Consider the following 16,706-nt stretch of genomic DNA (forward strand, 5'->3'; position numbering starts at 1 on the left):
TAATATTGAAATTATTCTACGCAATTTGCAACTTTTCAAAAAATATAGTAATCATATTTTACTTTTAAACACCAAAATGCTCAAATCCCCGACTTCTTTAAGAAGTCGGGGATATTTTTGTTCATAACTCATTTAGAATTGTTAGATGTGTTTGAGATAATGCACAATCGCCTCTGCTGTTGACAAATTAGTAGCCAATAAAACTTGATTAATAGTGCATAATCTTAACAGTGCTTCTTCATTTGCTTGACCAGGCTGAGATTGCAGCAAATCTCGCAGGAAAATAACTGCTACAATTTCTCCGGCTCCAACCAATGAAGCAATTGTTTGATATCCTCCAGAAGTTGGTGCGGGGGTTTGTTGACTAATCGTTATTCCTGCCTGTTGATGTAAGACTTCACTAACAGATGGCCAAGTAATTGTAAAGCTCTGCGAGAAAAATTCCTGATGTTCAGAAACCAATTCAGCAAGTTCTGATTTTTTGCTTTCATGAGCAATCAGTACTATATTTCTTTCAATGATTGCTTGAGGAGACTCACTAACATTTGTTTCTTCTGGAGTTTCATCAAAATGAGCTTCTTCTACTTCAGGAAATTCTTCAATAGTTTGACTGATGCTATCAGTAGCTCCACTTTCTGTTGTTTCCAAAGATTGAATATCAGCTGAGTCAGAAACTTCACTTACTTGTGCAGAAACATCATCAACATCTACACTGACTTCTTCAGGACTTGTATTACTCAAATCAATGTCTTGACTGCTGAAAATTTCTGCAATGTTCTCATCAGGCGCAGTCAATGTTTCAGAAACTTCATTGACTGTTTCATCAACAGCAGAAGTAGGTTCTAATTCGTCAACATCTGCGCTGTCTGCTGCTGTAACTGACGTATCCCAATCTATCGCTTCATCTATATCCTGTGTAACTTGGCTCAATGCTTCTTGTGGCTGAATCTCTTCGTTTTCAACAACTTCACTGACTTCTTCTACGACTGGCGTATCCAAATCTACTACTTCATCGTGAGTAGCTTCGGGAATGTTATTCTCCTCCTCAGATACAGGGTGGAAAATATCGCGCGGCTGTACGGAGGTAACTTCTGCTGCTAGTGCTGCCTCCAACTCTGCATTTTCATCGTAGGTAGTTTCTGGAGTGGCGCTTTGTGCAGGAACTTCGTTGAAAATATCACGTGGCTGTACAAAGGTGACTTCTGCTTCTAGTGCTGCCTCTAACTCTGCATTCTCGTCATAGGTAGTTTCTGGAATAGCACTTGTATCACGCTGTTGCACGAAAGTAGATTCTGTTGCCAATGTTGCTTCAAAATCTATAGCCTCATCGTGGTTAGCTTCTGGAAGGACACTTTCATTTTCGGGAGTTTCAATGATGTTTTCAGGTGCAGCGATGGCGTTATCAGGTTCAGTCAAAGAAACTTCTGAGGCTTCGCTGACTTCTGGAACCTCTACTTCCTCACTATCGGCGCTGACTTCTGGTGTAACTAATGTCCGCAAATCCACAATTTCATTACGAACATCGTGTGGAACTTCGCTAACTGCTTCTGGTGGCTGAATGATGTTTTCAGGGGTGATTATCTCAGCAACTGGGATGACATCATCAGATTGAGTAGCAACAACTTCCTCAATTTCGCTAATTTCTGGGGAAGGAGCATTAATTTCAGGTGTTTCTACTTCTTGACTAATTGGTGGTGGAACTTCGCTAACTACCTCCGGGACTGGATTAACAACATTGGCAGCGCTGACATTTTCAGGCGATCGCGGCCGAGAAAACAGTGAAGGATCTATAATTCTAAAGACTGTCTCTGGTTGCTCATAAACGGGGGCAACTGCTTCTAAAATCAAAACATAATCTGCAATCCGAATAACATCTCCATCACTCAAAGAATATGGTCGATCTTTTTCGACTTGTTTTCCATTAAATATTGAGCCATTTCTACTGCCAAGGTCAGAAAAGTAGTAATTTCCATTTTTAACAAAAAACTTAGCATGTACCCGACTGATATCAGGGCTGTCTAGGAGTAAATCAGAATCAGGAGAACGACCTATTAGCCATTCTCCTCTCGTTGGGGTTTCTGTGGTCAGGTCAACTTCATTGACTTCACTTAGATTTGGTGAGTAGCTAACTTTTACTTTCATATTAATTTTTGGTTAATTTTATTGATTTCTGCTACCCAGCGCTGACGGGTAGTATGTTCTAAATTTAAAATATCATCTTGTGACCAGTGGAAATGATAAGCAATAAAAGCTACCTCCTCATATAAAGTATCAGAGGGGTAGCTTACGACTCCCCCGCTAGTTCTAGCTCCACTGAAAATTGAGTATTGCAGTGGGGACATTGTGTCGGAATGTGTACATTGCCTTGTTGATTGATTCGATTGTAAAATTCTCGGAGATAGGCAATGTCATGTAAGAGTAGTTCTTCAAGTAAATCAGGGCTAACAGAATTGAAACTGCCCAAGCGAGTGATAACCCTTGCAAGCATTACCAAGACACCGTAAGCCGGATTTTCCTGAACTTTGCGCTCTTGTTGCACCAAAATTTCATCTTTGGCGGTGGCTAAACGCATCACCCCATGACGATGTACTCGTTGTTCGCCATCACTCAATCCTCTAGGAAGAGTAAAAGCAAATTCTGTGCAGAGAGTATCCTTTTTACGGCGCATAGGTTATTTAATTTGGGCATTGGGCATTGGGCACTTGTACTGAGTTTCGACTGCGCTCAACTACCGCGAAGTCGTTGGCGCAGCCTCTCGTAGAGAAGTATTGGGCATTGGGTATTGAGAATAGGGTCATTGATTATTGGGCATGGGGCATTGGGCATTGAGAATAGGGGATGAGTCTTTTAGCTCCATTAATGAGTCTTTTAGCTCCATTAATGAGGCTTTGAACTCCATTAATGAGTCTTTGCTCTCTGCTCTCCTGCCTCCTGCTCCCTACTCCCAATGCCCAATGCCCCATGCCCCATGCCCCATGCCCAATTCAATTATGAAGAAGTGCTTCGGGAGCATTTACTGTATCTTCCGGTATGGAAGTTTCGCCTTCCAAGCCATTGATTCGACGGTAAAAATCTTGGAGATAATTTAAATCTTGAGAAAAAAAGTTTTCCACGATTGCAGGGGTCACTTCTGATAAAGCACCCAAGTGGGTAATCACTCGCGACAAGATAATAATTGTGGCATAAACGGGATTAGCTTTAACGCGTGGGTCACGCAAGGGTGCAATCTCGTCTATCGCCGTTGATAACCGCATTACACCTTTGCGGTGGAGGTTGCCTTCAGAGTCTAGATACCCCTTTGGCAATGTAAATTCAAACTCTGTAGGAAACATACTCCTCCTAATTACTTCACGCGTTTAAATTCCTCAAAAGCAACCTCCACCTCCTCAATTTCGATGTCATGGCTGCGGGCGTTGACATCGGCAATCTTGTAACTTGCAGGCCAAGCACCGGCTAACTCAAATCTAGCTACTTCTTGATTTGCCTGATTATAAATAGACAAAGCAACAAGTCTACGTTGCTCAGACCAATTACCCTTTTCGACTTTCTCAAACCACTTCCAAAAATCCATAGAGTTGGTGGTACCTCTACGCAGAATCAGATTACCACTCTTGGGATTGCTAGGAAGCTTAGTTCTCACCACCTGACCTTTTGATTGCCCTTTTGTACCCCAGGTTTGAGAAGTGACTTCAGTAATTTCAATAACCTCTTGTGTTCTTTTAAAGCCTTGACACTCCAAAAAGAAACAATTGGCATCGTTTTGACCTTCTAGTGTCAGTTCTAAATAGAACCGATGGGCTGTCAGAACTTCTGGAATTCGGCTTGCGGATTGTACCACTGTTAATTACTGCAAATGCTAATTATTTGATTCGTTTAATTCCTTCGTGAACCAATTCAACAGTCTCATTTGCCATATCACCACCAGAGGCTGTTAAGGTAGGCCCGGTGTATTTACAGGGATAACAATTGACAATGTTCCAGCGTGCTTTTTCAGAGCCTTGTTGGTCGTAAGCAACCACTGAACCAGTCTTACGATTCTGTGCCCACTTCCGAGGGTCTCCCATATCTTCGTTACAGTCTTGATACCATTTATAAAGGTCTATATCATCAGTGGCGATGACTTTTACTGTAATGTTGGTAAATTTAACAACAGTTGGTGTAGCTTGACGCATTAGTTTAGCGCCCTTAGATGAACCGTGAACTTCTTGCGCTGGTGTATTTTCAACGCCTAGTCCGCTAATTTCTTTAATGAATTTATCAGTAATTCCGTCAGCTTCAAAGTAAAACTTACAAGAGGTTAAAAATTCGCCTGCCATACTTTTAGACTCCTTTGTGTGTAATTAATTTTGAAATGGGCAATGGGGAGAGACGCGATAAATCGCGTCTCTACAAGAGGAGAATTCTTGGTCTATTCGCTATCTTCAATGCCATTCCATTGGCTGATGCGGAAAACAACAAATTCAGCTGGTCTGACGGGACAAACTCCGACTTCAATATATAAACGTCCTAAAATTCTGGTTTCTGGTGGGTTCAATTCTTCGTCGCACTTGACATAAAATGCTTGGGCTGGAGATGCACCAAATAAAGCACCTTCACGCCAGATACGCTCTAAGAAGTTACTGACGGTGCGGGTGACACGCGCCCATAAATCTTGGTCGTTCGGTTCAAAAACTACCCACTGAGTCCCCAGTTCTAGGGATTTTTCGATATAGCTAATTAATCTACGCACACTGATGTAACGCCACTCTGTTTTATCTGGCTCAACTAAAGTGCGTGCGCCCCAAATGCGGATACCTCGATTGGGGAAGCTGCGAATACAATTTATCCCCAAGGGGTTTAATAATTCTTGTTCGCGGAAGTTGGTGTCATAACCCAAACCAATTACGCCTCTGGGAACTTCATTTGCAGGGGCTTTGTAAACTCCTCTGGTTTCGTCGGTGCGGGCCCAAACACCCATCACATGACCACAAGGAGGTACTAAAATTGGATTACCGCGATCGCGTGGATTCGGTACTTTAATCCAAGGATAATAAAGGGCCGCAAACATCGAACGACGGTTAAACCTATTCAACCATTCCACTACTTGTTGCGGTTTGACGGCTTCCGGTGGCGAATCAAGTACAACCATCCGGTTGGGCGGGTTGGGAATATCGCCACTGGCAGAACCCTCGCACATACTAATCATCAGTTCGATGATACCGTGAACTTGATCTAAATTCAGCACCTGCTCTTGATAAGCCCGCATCACATCAGGACAAGCCAGCATTGTGATTTCATCAACTTCAAAGATACCGCGTACCCCGGTGCGATCGTCTCGAACCCCTTCTAAATTTTGTGAAAATCTATCGGGTGTGGCAGCAACAATGGGTGGCGCTAGTTCATATTGACCATTAACCGGACGACGAGCTAAAGGCTGTCCACTTTGAGTTATGTCTTCTACAGTGACATACATCGAATTTCTCAATGCCGCCAGCGCATAAGTTGCCGTTTGACCATTAGGCTCGCGGTTCATTGTCAAATTCTCATATTCCTCTAAAAGTTCATCTCCGCGACGAATTTGGATGGTGAAATACTCGCCCGTATTTGGAGGTGCTTCTCCTTCAGTACCTTCAGGTAGGGCACGCGGTGAACCATCTATAATAACGATATTTACTAATCCGCCTGCTGCTTGCTCAGGGCGCAAAGTAAAACGCAGGGCTGGACGATTACCTCGAGCGTTGATTCGTAAGTTAGCTGGTTCTGGAGTCGCGGGTTTGGGTGCGCCTGGTAACTGAGTTCCGATGCTTGTTACCCAGCAACGACCGCCACCATTCATAAAGTAGCCGTAGACTGAAAAGGGTAAATAAGCGTTGAAGTCGGTGAAGCCGTCAGAGTTGGGACGCGCAAAGTAGTTTAAAAATTGCGTCCAAGTGGTTACTAGCATGGGCTTGTATAATTCAGCCCCACCACGAACGTCTTCTGTAAAACCTACAAATCCGGCAACTGCTGTGCTAACACCTTCAATTGGTCGGCTACCCCGGTCAATTTCTTCAATGTAAACACCAGGAGCAAAGTAATCAAGTCTAGCCATGAAGTTTCTCCAAGTCAGTAAAAATCTAATTATTCAGGAGTTAGAAATATTTCTTTGAAAGTATTACTTTGGTTATCTACCAATGCATTGACGTTTTGGGGTAAATAGCCAGGATGATTCAGAGTCAAAACATAATTACCTAAATGAAGGTCTTCAAAGAAGAACAGCCCTTCTTTAGTAGTTGATATGGACTTGTCAGTTCCTCTCACAGCCACTTCTGTCGCTACCAGCGGCAAATTTGTCACCGCACTTTTGACAATACCCGCGATCGCAACTCGCCTGGTTAATACTAGACTGTCACTATCGCGAGACAATTGATTTCGCAAATTGAAAATTCGCTCCCAAACCAAAGGCACTGGAGTCGGTTGTGGCTCGAAGGGTATTGTGACTGTCAAATATAAGGCTGAACGTAATGGCACACTGAGAGCGCTCCATAAAGAGCCAATCTCAATTGGTGGCTCTAGGGCAACTGTCATGTTCAAATTACCATAGCCCCGTAATTCAGGAACCAAAAACTCCTCTTCCAAGGTGCGATGGCGCAACAGCACAGTCAACGCCTCACTAATAAAGTGATGCTCACCTAAAGCTGTTCTATCCCAGGCTGTTAATAGCAGCGAAACATCAAACCAAGCGGGTGCCCAATTTACAGTGGCAGGTTGTAGAGCGCGTGTTAGCTTGCGTTCTACTTGCCTGCCAGAATGTTGTACCTGCTTACTCTCACGTATATCAAAAATATACAAATTGAGAGTCGGGCCTGCTCCCTCTTCCCTTCGATTACCAGGATGGCTAAAGTCAATTTGCTCTGTACTAGTAAGTGAGGTTCCTCCAGCTAGAATTTCGGCTAAAGTTTGAAGAACGAAGATAAGCATGAAGGTGTTCTGCTGGTAGCTAATCCAGATGCATCTACAGTATATGTATCGGGCTTCTAAAGTTAATTAGACTTTTGTCGATATTTTGAAATGGCGTATTGGGTCAAGAATCCGTAAAGCAGCAACTTCAGTTTGTAGATTAATCTGGAGCAGTTCTTAATTAGACACACTACATTTTTTCTTGTGGGGTGGGCTGAAAAGCATTAGTGTCAAGTTAAGACAGAAGCCCAAATTTCAAAGGTATATTCATCGAATTCGGGGTGTCGTTTATTAAATTCGGGCAGTTGTTCATCGAATTCGGGGTGTCGTTTATTGAATTCGGGGTGTCGTTTATTGAATTCGGGGTGTCGTTTATTGAATTCGGGCAGCCGTTTATTGAATTCGGGCAGCCGTTTATTGAATTCGGGCAGCCGTTTATTGAATTCAAGCAGCCGATTATTATTTTTGTTCAATTTTAATTTGAGGAGGATAAAACCTAAACACAAAAAGACTTTTCATCCAGTCCCCAGTCCCTAGCTATACTAGTTGACCCCAGTGATTTCATCTTAACTTGACACTAATGGCTGAAAAGCCAACCCAAGTAGTCCATTAAGCTAACGAAAGCTTGGGTACATAGTAAGCATTTCAGTGTTTAACATCAGGACTTTAGTCCTGACTACAAACTTGTTTACATAGCAAAGTTAGCTTGATACACATGTCAATACAAACCTTAATAATTATTTGTATGAATTATCTCAAAAGAGAACTTAACAAAAAAATAAACATTCCTGAGACTGCATAATTTTATACTGGTCAGCAGAAGAGTAAAAATATTTGGTTGCAAAAAGCGAGTGAAGCTATGACACTAGGCTTTTCTGTCCAAAAACTAGACAATGGCTCGAATTATTTGAGTTCCTCAGACATCCAAAGCTTTTGTCAGCTTGAGTCTGAGCAGTTAACTAGTCAGTATCCAATTTTTTTCGCTCGGATTGTCTATCATGATTCATTATTGAGAGCTAATCAAGAGGTGATAAATTATGGCCAAGACCAAGTTCCTTTTTCCTCAAAAACTTTAGCTTATTTGCGTTCAGAAGCATGGCTTACAGATTTTCCGCCTACTTTGACTTTACAGGAATTTAAACTTAAAGACTTTTCATCCATTTCTTACATTTGCCCCATATCCTATAGAAATCAAAAACCTGAATATATTCAAATCATTACTCATGAGCCTCTCTCGTCGAGTTTACAACTATATGTAAAACGCTCTGCTATGCTGCTGAGTAAGTATGTAGATATTTCCTTGGACTATGGCAGACAAAAAACTGAAATTAAACTCCTAGAAGATATCTTGCATCGAGTCGGTCATCAATTGCGTAACTCTCTAGGACTTATAGGATTGTATGCACATAATCTCTGCTTAGGTTTAGAGGATAGCCCTTGGCAAGAGCAAGCAACAATCATCGGCGAAAGTATACAAGATTTAGATACTAACTTAAACGAACTGATTGATTGCGGTCAAAGTTCAAAGTTAAGGGTAACGTTTCAAGATTTAAGAAGTTTGGTGGCTGAAAGTATCACAAATCTGCAACCTATAATTAGTCAGAAAAAACTTCAAATATCGATCCCCGATACATCGACAATACTGAAGATAGACAAATTACAAATGAAACAAGTTTTTGATAATATCCTCAGTAATGCCGCGCATTTTAGTCCTAATTCAGGAACTATTACCTGTAGCTGGCAAATTTTTCAAGATGAAGTTTTAATTAAAATCTCCGATCAAGGGCCAGGATTGTCTCAAGAGGATTTACAAAAAATATTTACCCCATTTTATTCCCGACGGAAAGGAGGCACAGGACTGGGTTTAACTATTGCTAAAAAAATTATTCTAGATCATCAAGGAAGTATCTGGGCGCAAGTTTTATTAGAAAGTGGGGCACAGTTTTCGATGATTTTGCCTCGACCAAAAAGCGTGAATTAATTCATAATAAAGCTCTTTAGGAAGACGCTCTTGCTAGCTTGCTTCTTTACAGGAGTACTTAGAATCACTACCGCTTCTCTACGAGAGGCTATGCGAATGCTAACATCATAAAAATATGATTAACGATCGTAAAAAACTTTCAGTTTTACTCGTAGATGACGAAGAACGCTTCCGTCAAGGGTTACGTACTCTCCTAAATTTTTATAGTATTAATTCTGCATTACCTGTAGAAGTGATGGGTGATGCAGATTCTGTTGAGCAGGTTTTAAAATTTACAACTCAGAAGTGTCCAGATTTAATTTTGCTGGATATGCAATTGAAAGGATGTGATGGAATTACAGTTCTGGCACGTCTTAAAGAAGCTGGTTACACTGGCAAAGTTTTAGTATTGTCGGCTCATCAAGAAGACGACTGGATTTTTAGAGCGATGCAGGGAGGAGCCGCAGGTTATGTGTTTAAAAATCGTGTGGCAACCCAATTGTGTGAAGCTATTGACACTGTAACTAGGTCGGAAATTTATCTACCTTCAGAAGTTGCTAGTCGATTTTTCCGGTTTTTTCAAGCTTATTCAGACTCTTGTGTAAAAGCATGTCATGAGGTGCATTTAACGGAAAGAGAGCAAGAGGTTTTATACTGGTTAACTCAAGGTGCTTCTAATGAAGAAATCGCTAAACATTTGTATGTAACAGTTGCTACTGTTAAGGCACATCTCACCAGTATTTTTGAAAAATTGAAGGTTACTAGCCGGACTCAAGCGATTGTGACTGCCCTCAAGCTAGGATTAGTTCATGCTTGAGCGCGACGGAAGTAGTCGGCGCAATTCACGAAACTTTTTGGATATGGCTTCATTTGAATCTTTTTATCAAGAATACCCCTGCTCGTACAATTCTCCCTTAAGTTGCGATCGCCCTTTCCAAACGGCGCAGCAAATCAAGGGTGCTAAGTTTTGCTTGGAATGTGGTTTTCCAGCAACTTTACCACAGGAGGCTGAGATTAAAGGAAGTCAGGGAACTTATCAAATAGCTAGTTTTGTCGGTGTGCGGGGTTTAGGCCGTTTATACTCAGGTGTTCAGCTTAAAGACAAACAACCTGTAATCATCAAAGAATACCTGCTCCCCAATCGTTCTTTTAATGAAAGTGAGACTCAAAAGCGGAAAGAGACTTTTAAACGGGTGGGTGGGGTAAGTTTAGCCGATAGTCGAATTCAAAATTTCCGTCTGGTGGAAACTAAAGAAGCGATCGCAGATGAAAAAGGAGAGCGTTGTTATTTAATTATTCAAGGAATCGAGTCATCCCAAACTTTAGGTAAGCATCTCATAGAAAAGGGAGCAATGACATCTCTTGAGGTGCGTGAAGTACTAAATCAAGGTTTACAAACTCTTCAGTTTCTCCACACTCAAAAGCTGCGTTTTCCCTCCAATCAAACACAACTGGGTATTACTCACGGCAATATCAATTTAGACAGTACTTTAATTAAAGTAGAAAATAATCATAAATTTTCTATATATTTTTGTGATTTAGCTATCTGGGAAAACTTATTTATTCCCCCAATTATTCCTCAACCTGCTCCCGCCAGACCTGACCAAGATATAGAATCATTAGGATTATTAGCCTTTTATTTATGGGTAGGGCGAACAACTAATTTTTCATCTAACCAGCCTCTCGACCCTAGAGATAATCAACAATGGCCGGATACCGATAGCAATTTAAAGCACTTTCTTTATCGTTTAATTGGGCTGGAAACTCCTTTTGAGAGTGCAGAAGCGGCTCGTAAAGCAATACTAGAACTTCCTCAAGAAGATCGTGCTAAAAGTTCAAGTTCACTGCGATCGCCAGGTTATCAAGAAATAAAAAAGCCTTTGCCAACGCCCTTAATTTTGCTATTAATCCTATTTTTATTACTACTTGGTGGCGGAATTTGGTATTGGCTTTGGGGCAGGAAAACAGATAATCCTAATCAATATATCCAATGGTCTAGACTTGTGCGGAATTTCTCAGAAGTACCCAACGTTCCTTCTGGACAATTTACCTACACAGGAGAAAAAGAGAGTACATGGAGTTTTGTTTTAACGCAATTGGTGGACAACAGTCGTTTAGGAGATTTATTGACCAAACCAAAGCCAGATGCAACAGCAACATTTGACTATAAATCTGTTTTGTCATCAAATATAAATAATCCGATTAAAAGTATCGAAGAAGTCCAAATAAACAAAAAAGATTTTGCAATTACTAGTTTGGTAGACAACATTACAGATAAACTTGCGAAAAAAGCAGTAGCCTATGATGGGTTACTTGTTTTTGTCGCATTTAATAAAAGAGACTCAAATCTTGCCAATGCTCTTGGGGGGCAAATCAATATTGAGCAATTGCGTCAAATTTACACAGGTAAAATTACTAATTGGCAGCAGATTAATCCCAAACTTCCAAATCTGCCGGTGAAACCTTTTGCCCCAACTGAACCGGAAGCAATCAGTAAATTTCAACAAATAGTTCTGCAAAATGCCCCTCAAGACGAAGCTTTATTTGCAGCGAAAGTTACTAAACTTGATACAACAAAAACCCAAAATCTAATACGTAGTGAAACTTTAGATGGGCGAACTACTGGTATTATCAGTTTTGGGATTATCAGTAAAACTTCGAGTCAGTGTACTGGCTATCCTCTAGCGATCGCAGATCCTAAAAAGTCGGCTATTCAACCTCTGTTTCAAAAGCGCGATCGTCGCTCAATAAATCCCTCAGATGATTTGTGTCAACATGATGATTATTATGTTGATGTCACAACTTTCCAAAGCTACCCCTTGGGATACCCTATTTTTGTAGTGTACCCTAAAGACAGCAACCGCCTAGCTGGTGGTTCTACATTTGCCCAGATGCTAACTACTCGTCAGGGTCAGTGTTTACTTAGTAAAGTAGGTCTTGTAGCTTTACAACCTATGCCTGATGATATAAATTCTTATGCCTGCAAATCGGTGCCCTAATCCTAGTTGCGAATATTTTAACCGCGCCCTGCCTAACAATGCTAAGGTTTGTCCCTGGTGTTCCACTCCTCTGGGTAATGTAGTTTCCCCTACACCACAACCGCCTAGTCAACCTCCGCCTATTCAACAACAACCTAGTCAACCACCTGTTCAGTATCAGCGACCGCCTACAGAGCAACCTAACTACCAAGCTCCCCAACAAGCCCCCATTGATTATTCAACAGTCTATCAGCCACGAGTTTCCTATCAACCAACACCACCTGTTTATACTCCTCCACCTCAAAGAGCGCCAGCCTTAAAACTGATTCATAGCACTGGCAGAGAATTTCACCTCATTGGAGAAGGCGGTTATATTGGTCGCCGCAGTCAGAGTCCAGGAATAGCGCCGCCAGAAATTGACTTAACCGGTATTCCCAGTGAGGGAATAGTCTCTCGTCGTCATGCGCGAGTCGATTGGGACTGGTCGCAAAATTCTTATATGATTGTTGATATGAGTACAAATGGTATTTATTTAAACAACAATCCTTTGACTCCCGGTATGCAGTATCGCCTACTCAACGGCGATTCACTGCGATTTGGTCAAGATAACCTAGTTAATTTCACTATATATGTAGTGTAGTTTTGCACAGAAACGCGATGAATCGCCGCCTCTACAATAATCAGTCGTTTTGTAAAGACGGCGATTTATCGCATCTTTGCGATCTAAAATTTTCATCAAAAAACCTGAACCGAACCGTATTGAGAGACTGGGAACGAGAAAAATATTAAGCTAGGTTTTTAGGACTTGTATGTACACCGTAGTTACTAAAGGGAGGGTGGGGTATTTACCTATTCGCTAAACTCACTTTTGCTTCAAGGCAGTCGGGCTGAAGGGCTTGGGCGCTTTGGTAATGTGCGATCGCATCGTCCAAGCTTCCTAGTTTTTGGAATGCGATGCCGAGGTGATAGTGAGCTTCTGCTAGAGTGGGCTGCATTGTGATGGATTGGCGATAGTATTCGATCGCAACCTTGAAATCACCTACCTGTTTTCGTTTGCTACCCAATTCATAGTTGAGGGTGGCGTAATGCAGCTGCTTATCTGGGGGTAATGTTCCCTGAGCGTAGCGGGCATTTGCCAAAATTACTTCTGCTTCGATGGAGTTAGGTTGGAGTTCTTGGGATTTTTGGTAATGTGCGATCACGGCTTCCCATTGATTCTGTAGAAGTATAAAAATTTTGGTTTTTCAGTAGATAGTATGCCAAATACCTCTGTAAATCGCTTGAAACCTTTGTTGGGAAATAATAGCAGTTGTTATTCTTAGCGTTTTCGGCTTAATAATGAAATTAGAAGCTAAACCTGACTGTAAATCCTGATTTTCAAGGCATTTTACGGACTTTAGACATCGTAGTGTTTTCAATATAATTGTCAACTTAATTGCGGGTTTGACTGCTTATACTTATTTGCCTTAACAACCATTTATTGACATCTACCCCAAAGACTTATCTGCTCTACATCCTGCTATTTTTAGTTCGTCGAACTCGCATTTCTTTGTTAAATCCAAAATCCAATATTCGGTCATGAGTCATTTTTCGATTATCACGAAAGACAAAGGACAATGGACACATGACGGTGGACAGAGGACAAAGGAAAAATGAGCAATCTATTTCGGGAATTTCTGCAAAAAGTAGGCAGTGGAAACCACACAGCCGAGAATTTAACTCGCGCCCAAGCAGCCACCGCTACTAAAATGATGCTGCTGGGTGAAGCCACACCAGCCCAAATTGGGGCGTTTTTGATTGCTCATCGAATCAAGCGTCCAACGGGAGAAGAGTTAGCCGGAATGTTGGATGCTTATGAGGAACTGGGGCCAAAACTGCAACCTATAGCCTCTGGGCGACCTGCGATCGCTCTTGGCATCCCTTATGATGGTAGGACACGTACAGCACCAATTAGTCCCGTCATAGCTTTATTACTTGCCGCAGTTGGACAACCAGTGGTAATGCATGGTGGCGATCGCCTACCCACGAAGTACGGCTTACCTCTGATAGATATTTGGCAGGGTTTAGGAGTCGATTGGACTACCTTACCCTTAGCACAAACCCAACAAGTGTTTGAGCAAACGGGAATCGGCTTTATTTATCTACCTCAGCATTTTCCCTTAACTACAACTATTTGGGAGTACCGCGACCAACTTGGCAAACGTCCGCCGTTGGCGACAATGGAGCTAATCTGGTGTCCTTATGCTGGCGATGCTCACGTAATTGCTGGGTTTGTCCATCCGCCAACAGAAGGGATGTTTCAGATAGCTCTCGGACTACGAGGAGTGACAAAATTTACATTAGTCAAAGGATTAGAAGGTAGTTGCGACTTACCGCGCGATCGCACTGCAATCATCAGCTTATCTTCATCCGTAGCACCCCAAGAGGTAGAACGATTGCACCTCGTACCGCGCGATTACGGCTTTACTACCAAAAACGTACCCCTTGGAACTACTGAAGAACTGGTGGCGAATATTCAAGAGGTTTTGGCAGGTAAACCAGGTGAATTGATGCAAACAGCCTTGTGGAATGGCGGATTTTATCTATGGCGGAGTGGTATTTGTTCAGATATGGCAGAGGGTTTAGCTAAAGCAGAAGAATTATTAACCAATGGTGTAGTAGCAGCTAAACTCCAAGAACTGAGCCAAGTAGTAAATTCAGTGTCAGCAGATATACCCTTTAAGGTGTCAACGACTTCTCCAAAATAGATTTTTGTTCCAACCAATCTTTACCTACCTGGATACTGATATCTGAGCCGAGGTTGCCAGTGCTTTCCACCCGCACTTCTCCAAATCCCAATGTGCTGCGAATTGATTCGGCACTGTCGCCATCTCCTTGTTGGGCGACAATGTGAGTTACGTCTAGAGGTTCACCCCATGCCTTGGCCACATAGATATTGCGATATCCAGATTTTTCCAAGGCTCTAATTAACGGTTGCAGGTTAGAGCGATCGCCACCTGTACTATCTTGAATTGCTACACGTAAAGAGCGGGGGTTAGTTGTAGTTGCCAGCTGTTCCTGTTCTGACTCCAAACCAAAGTGTTGAGCCATCAGTTTCGCAATCCCATCTTTGTTGGGCAACCAATAGCTAGCATCAAACTCGCCTTTTTCGCTAAAGCGACCTGGCAGCATTAACATTTGCATATTAGAGCGATTTGTCCGCACCCCAAAACCCATTAGCGCCACTAACTCTTCAACCGTCAAGTTAGTATCAATGTGTTCTTTTACTACATCAAGAACTTTAGGTAATTGAGCAACAGTAGCTGGGTTGAGTGTTTGCTCCATCAAAGCACGCATGACCATTTGCTGGCGCTGAATCCGACCAATATCACCGAGTTCGTCATGGCGAAAACGCAGCAATTGCAATGTCTGCTCGCCATTGAGATGCTGCTTACCAGCCTTCAAATTGATGTATAAATGCTGAGAATCATCTTGATATTTCATATCTTTAGGGACGTAGACAGTCACGCCACCCAAAGCATCAATCAGCTTGGCAACTCCCAAAACGTTAATTCGGACATAGCGATCGATTCCCGCTCCTCCTAAGAGATTACTAACAGTTCTGGCAGTCAAAGCTGGCCCGCCTTCAACGTTGGCGGAGTTAATTTTTTTCACTCCATAACCCTCTATTTGTGTGCGGGTATCTCTGGGAATGGAGAGCATATTTATTTTTTTCGTCTCTGGATCAAATTTGACCAAGAGCATCACATCGGAAAGACCATCAAAAGAGTTGACTTGGGGTAGGTATTTGAGATTTTTGGTATCTTCAGGAGGGTTTTGGATATCTGGGGGAAGTACGCTCATTCCCATCACCAAAAGATTCACTGGACGAGTTAATTCTGAAAATCGCAGCACACCTCCAGAAATGCGATCGCTATCAAAAGCCGCCTCATCCTTTGGAGTTAGCTGCGCTTGTTGCAAAGGCGTACTGGTCAAAGACACCGCCAAAAGCGCCCCCGCAGTTGCTGATACCATCGCAATACCACTCATACCTACCCAAAACCACAGCCAACGTCCTGATGTCGAGTTTTGGGGAATTTTTTTATTGGATTTTGAGGCTTTTCCCGACTGGTTTTCTTCCGCCGAACTTCTTTGAATGGTCACAGACTTCCTCACACTTACTCACTAATCAAATTCAGTAATTTTGCAGACTAAAAACACCTAAACAAATCAACCCATAATAGCTAACTCTTAATTATCGGTGCTAACTTTTTTAATGTAGTGTCAACCACAACACTTATAGCAGCATTTATTCTTTTTTTGGGACAACCTGGAGATGTTTTACTGAAGTATGGCAATAATAAACTGGATTTGACTAGATATATAGAGAAATCAGCCAGAAAATTTTCAAAAATCAGTAAAAACACCGATAAATTATCACCATAAAAAATTAAGATAAATACTTGCCAAGCACTCGTTCAGCTAAATTACTAAACCCTGGTAAACGACTAGATTTGCCCTGCATTAGGCGCAAAATCAACCAAATACTTACTAAAAAGTAACCTGACGTGAGAAAGCTATTGAGGATAAATAGACGTAGCGGAAAAAAATCTGAAGCTGCTGCTCCGGTAGCTAATAATAGATAACTCAACAACCAAGTAAGTGCCAAAGCAATAGACAGACGACTAATAGCAAGTTGTTCCCGACTACCCTGGCCCCGATAGAGCGTCCACAAGGATGGAAAAAAGCCGACGATCGGAACTAAATGTAAAAGCAACTGTGTTTTGGGCATTGGGGATGGGGCATTATTATTCTCCCCCTGCTCCCCTGCTCCCCTGCTCCCCTGCTCCCCTGCTCCCCACTCCCCATTG

At 42.1% G+C, this 16,706-nt stretch carries 16 protein-coding genes; 5 read left to right on the forward strand and 11 right to left on the reverse strand.

Annotated features, from left to right (window positions below; translation table 11 throughout):
* Nucleotides 1–141: 141 nt before the first annotated feature.
* The 8 genes from HWQ42_RS15040 to HWQ42_RS15070 all read right to left on the reverse strand — a co-directional run bounded on the left by HWQ42_RS15040 (nucleotide 142) and on the right by HWQ42_RS15070 (nucleotide 6,939).
* Entirely contained in the window at nucleotides 142–2,142 is a 2,001-nt protein-coding gene (locus HWQ42_RS15040) for an FHA domain-containing protein (RefSeq protein ID WP_292813368.1), read from the reverse strand.
* Nucleotides 2,139–2,342 (reverse strand): DUF6760 family protein, encoded by a 204-nt coding sequence (locus HWQ42_RS35560; protein ID WP_313931140.1) that lies wholly within the window; start codon nucleotides 2,340–2,342, stop codon nucleotides 2,139–2,141. Before HWQ42_RS35560 ends, HWQ42_RS15040 begins: the two co-directional genes overlap by 4 nt.
* Complete coding sequence (locus HWQ42_RS15045) at nucleotides 2,285–2,668, reverse strand: phage tail assembly protein (protein ID WP_292813371.1); 384 nt, start codon at nucleotides 2,666–2,668, stop codon at nucleotides 2,285–2,287. Before HWQ42_RS15045 ends, HWQ42_RS35560 begins: the two co-directional genes overlap by 58 nt.
* 316 nt (nucleotides 2,669–2,984) lie before the next feature.
* Entirely contained in the window at nucleotides 2,985–3,332 is a 348-nt protein-coding gene (locus tag HWQ42_RS15050; RefSeq protein WP_292813374.1) for a hypothetical protein, read from the reverse strand.
* Nucleotides 3,333–3,343: 11 nt separating this feature from the next.
* Nucleotides 3,344–3,838: a phage tail protein gene (locus HWQ42_RS15055; RefSeq protein WP_292739591.1), complete on the reverse strand. Its 495-nt coding sequence runs from the start codon at nucleotides 3,836–3,838 to the stop codon at nucleotides 3,344–3,346.
* Nucleotides 3,839–3,860: 22 nt separating this feature from the next.
* The gene (locus tag HWQ42_RS15060) at nucleotides 3,861–4,316 is read right to left on the reverse strand and encodes a phage tail protein (protein ID WP_094331970.1); all 456 of its coding nucleotides are present in this window, start codon (nucleotides 4,314–4,316) and stop codon (nucleotides 3,861–3,863) included.
* 92 nt (nucleotides 4,317–4,408) lie between these two features.
* A complete protein-coding gene (locus HWQ42_RS15065; RefSeq protein ID WP_292739593.1) occupies nucleotides 4,409–6,070 on the reverse strand; it encodes a phage tail sheath C-terminal domain-containing protein in 1,662 nt (553 codons plus the stop codon).
* Between the two features lie 29 nt (nucleotides 6,071–6,099).
* Nucleotides 6,100–6,939: a Pvc16 family protein gene (locus HWQ42_RS15070; RefSeq protein ID WP_099100382.1), complete on the reverse strand. Its 840-nt coding sequence runs from the start codon at nucleotides 6,937–6,939 to the stop codon at nucleotides 6,100–6,102.
* Between the two features lie 838 nt (nucleotides 6,940–7,777).
* Here HWQ42_RS15070 and HWQ42_RS15075 point away from each other — a divergent pair.
* The 4 genes from HWQ42_RS15075 to HWQ42_RS15090 all read left to right on the forward strand — a co-directional run bounded on the left by HWQ42_RS15075 (nucleotide 7,778) and on the right by HWQ42_RS15090 (nucleotide 12,496).
* A complete protein-coding gene (locus HWQ42_RS15075) occupies nucleotides 7,778–8,899 on the forward strand; it encodes an ATP-binding protein (protein ID WP_292813376.1) in 1,122 nt (373 codons plus the stop codon).
* A gap of 115 nt (nucleotides 8,900–9,014) precedes the next feature.
* A complete protein-coding gene (locus tag HWQ42_RS15080) occupies nucleotides 9,015–9,695 on the forward strand; it encodes a response regulator transcription factor (RefSeq protein ID WP_292813379.1) in 681 nt (226 codons plus the stop codon).
* Nucleotides 9,688–11,877, forward strand: a complete 2,190-nt coding sequence (locus HWQ42_RS15085) for a substrate-binding domain-containing protein (RefSeq protein ID WP_292813381.1) — start codon at nucleotides 9,688–9,690, stop codon at nucleotides 11,875–11,877. The genes HWQ42_RS15080 and HWQ42_RS15085 overlap by 8 nt, the downstream gene beginning before the upstream one ends.
* A complete protein-coding gene (locus tag HWQ42_RS15090; RefSeq protein WP_292813384.1) occupies nucleotides 11,855–12,496 on the forward strand; it encodes an FHA domain-containing protein in 642 nt (213 codons plus the stop codon). Before HWQ42_RS15085 ends, HWQ42_RS15090 begins: the two co-directional genes overlap by 23 nt.
* A gap of 205 nt (nucleotides 12,497–12,701) precedes the next feature.
* Here the strand turns inward: HWQ42_RS15090 and HWQ42_RS15095 are convergent, their stop codons facing one another.
* Nucleotides 12,702–13,058: a tetratricopeptide repeat protein gene (locus HWQ42_RS15095; RefSeq protein ID WP_292813387.1), complete on the reverse strand. Its 357-nt coding sequence runs from the start codon at nucleotides 13,056–13,058 to the stop codon at nucleotides 12,702–12,704.
* Nucleotides 13,059–13,508: 450 nt separating this feature from the next.
* Here HWQ42_RS15095 and HWQ42_RS15100 point away from each other — a divergent pair, with 450 nt between their 5' ends.
* Nucleotides 13,509–14,603 carry an anthranilate phosphoribosyltransferase family protein gene (locus HWQ42_RS15100; protein WP_292813389.1) on the forward strand — a complete coding sequence of 365 codons (1,095 nt, stop codon included), beginning with the start codon at nucleotides 13,509–13,511 and terminating at the stop codon, nucleotides 14,601–14,603.
* Here the strand turns inward: HWQ42_RS15100 and HWQ42_RS15105 are convergent.
* Both HWQ42_RS15105 and HWQ42_RS15110 read right to left on the reverse strand, forming a co-directional pair.
* Nucleotides 14,575–15,999: an LCP family protein gene (locus HWQ42_RS15105; RefSeq protein ID WP_292739608.1), complete on the reverse strand. Its 1,425-nt coding sequence runs from the start codon at nucleotides 15,997–15,999 to the stop codon at nucleotides 14,575–14,577. The two genes, HWQ42_RS15100 and HWQ42_RS15105, sit on opposite strands and share 29 nt — an antisense overlap.
* Before the next feature lie 286 nt (nucleotides 16,000–16,285).
* Nucleotides 16,286–16,627 (reverse strand): hypothetical protein, encoded by a 342-nt coding sequence (locus tag HWQ42_RS15110; protein ID WP_292739611.1) that lies wholly within the window; start codon nucleotides 16,625–16,627, stop codon nucleotides 16,286–16,288.
* Nucleotides 16,628–16,706: the final 79 nt, after the last annotated feature.

Source organism: Nostoc sp. JL23, from assembly GCF_017115065.1.
Taxonomy (GTDB): Bacteria; Cyanobacteriota; Cyanobacteriia; order Cyanobacteriales; family Nostocaceae; genus Nostoc; species Nostoc punctiforme_A.

Coding starts and splice junctions, on each gene's coding strand:
- HWQ42_RS15040 (WP_292813368.1), bottom strand. CDS start 2,142: ATGAAAGTAAAAGTTAGCTACTCACCAAATCTAAGTGAAGTCAATGAA.
- HWQ42_RS35560 (WP_313931140.1), bottom strand. CDS start 2,342: ATGTCCCCACTGCAATACTCAATTTTCAGTGGAGCTAGAACTAGCGGG.
- HWQ42_RS15045 (WP_292813371.1), bottom strand. CDS start 2,668: ATGCGCCGTAAAAAGGATACTCTCTGCACAGAATTTGCTTTTACTCTT.
- HWQ42_RS15050 (WP_292813374.1), bottom strand. CDS start 3,332: ATGTTTCCTACAGAGTTTGAATTTACATTGCCAAAGGGGTATCTAGAC.
- HWQ42_RS15060 (WP_094331970.1), bottom strand. CDS start 4,316: ATGGCAGGCGAATTTTTAACCTCTTGTAAGTTTTACTTTGAAGCTGAC.
- HWQ42_RS15065 (WP_292739593.1), bottom strand. CDS start 6,070: ATGGCTAGACTTGATTACTTTGCTCCTGGTGTTTACATTGAAGAAATT.
- HWQ42_RS15070 (WP_099100382.1), bottom strand. CDS start 6,939: ATGCTTATCTTCGTTCTTCAAACTTTAGCCGAAATTCTAGCTGGAGGA.
- HWQ42_RS15075 (WP_292813376.1), top strand. CDS start 7,778: ATGACACTAGGCTTTTCTGTCCAAAAACTAGACAATGGCTCGAATTAT.
- HWQ42_RS15080 (WP_292813379.1), top strand. CDS start 9,015: ATGATTAACGATCGTAAAAAACTTTCAGTTTTACTCGTAGATGACGAA.
- HWQ42_RS15085 (WP_292813381.1), top strand. CDS start 9,688: ATGCTTGAGCGCGACGGAAGTAGTCGGCGCAATTCACGAAACTTTTTG.
- HWQ42_RS15090 (WP_292813384.1), top strand. CDS start 11,855: ATGCCTGCAAATCGGTGCCCTAATCCTAGTTGCGAATATTTTAACCGC.
- HWQ42_RS15100 (WP_292813389.1), top strand. CDS start 13,509: ATGAGCAATCTATTTCGGGAATTTCTGCAAAAAGTAGGCAGTGGAAAC.
- HWQ42_RS15110 (WP_292739611.1), bottom strand. CDS start 16,627: ATGCCCAAAACACAGTTGCTTTTACATTTAGTTCCGATCGTCGGCTTT.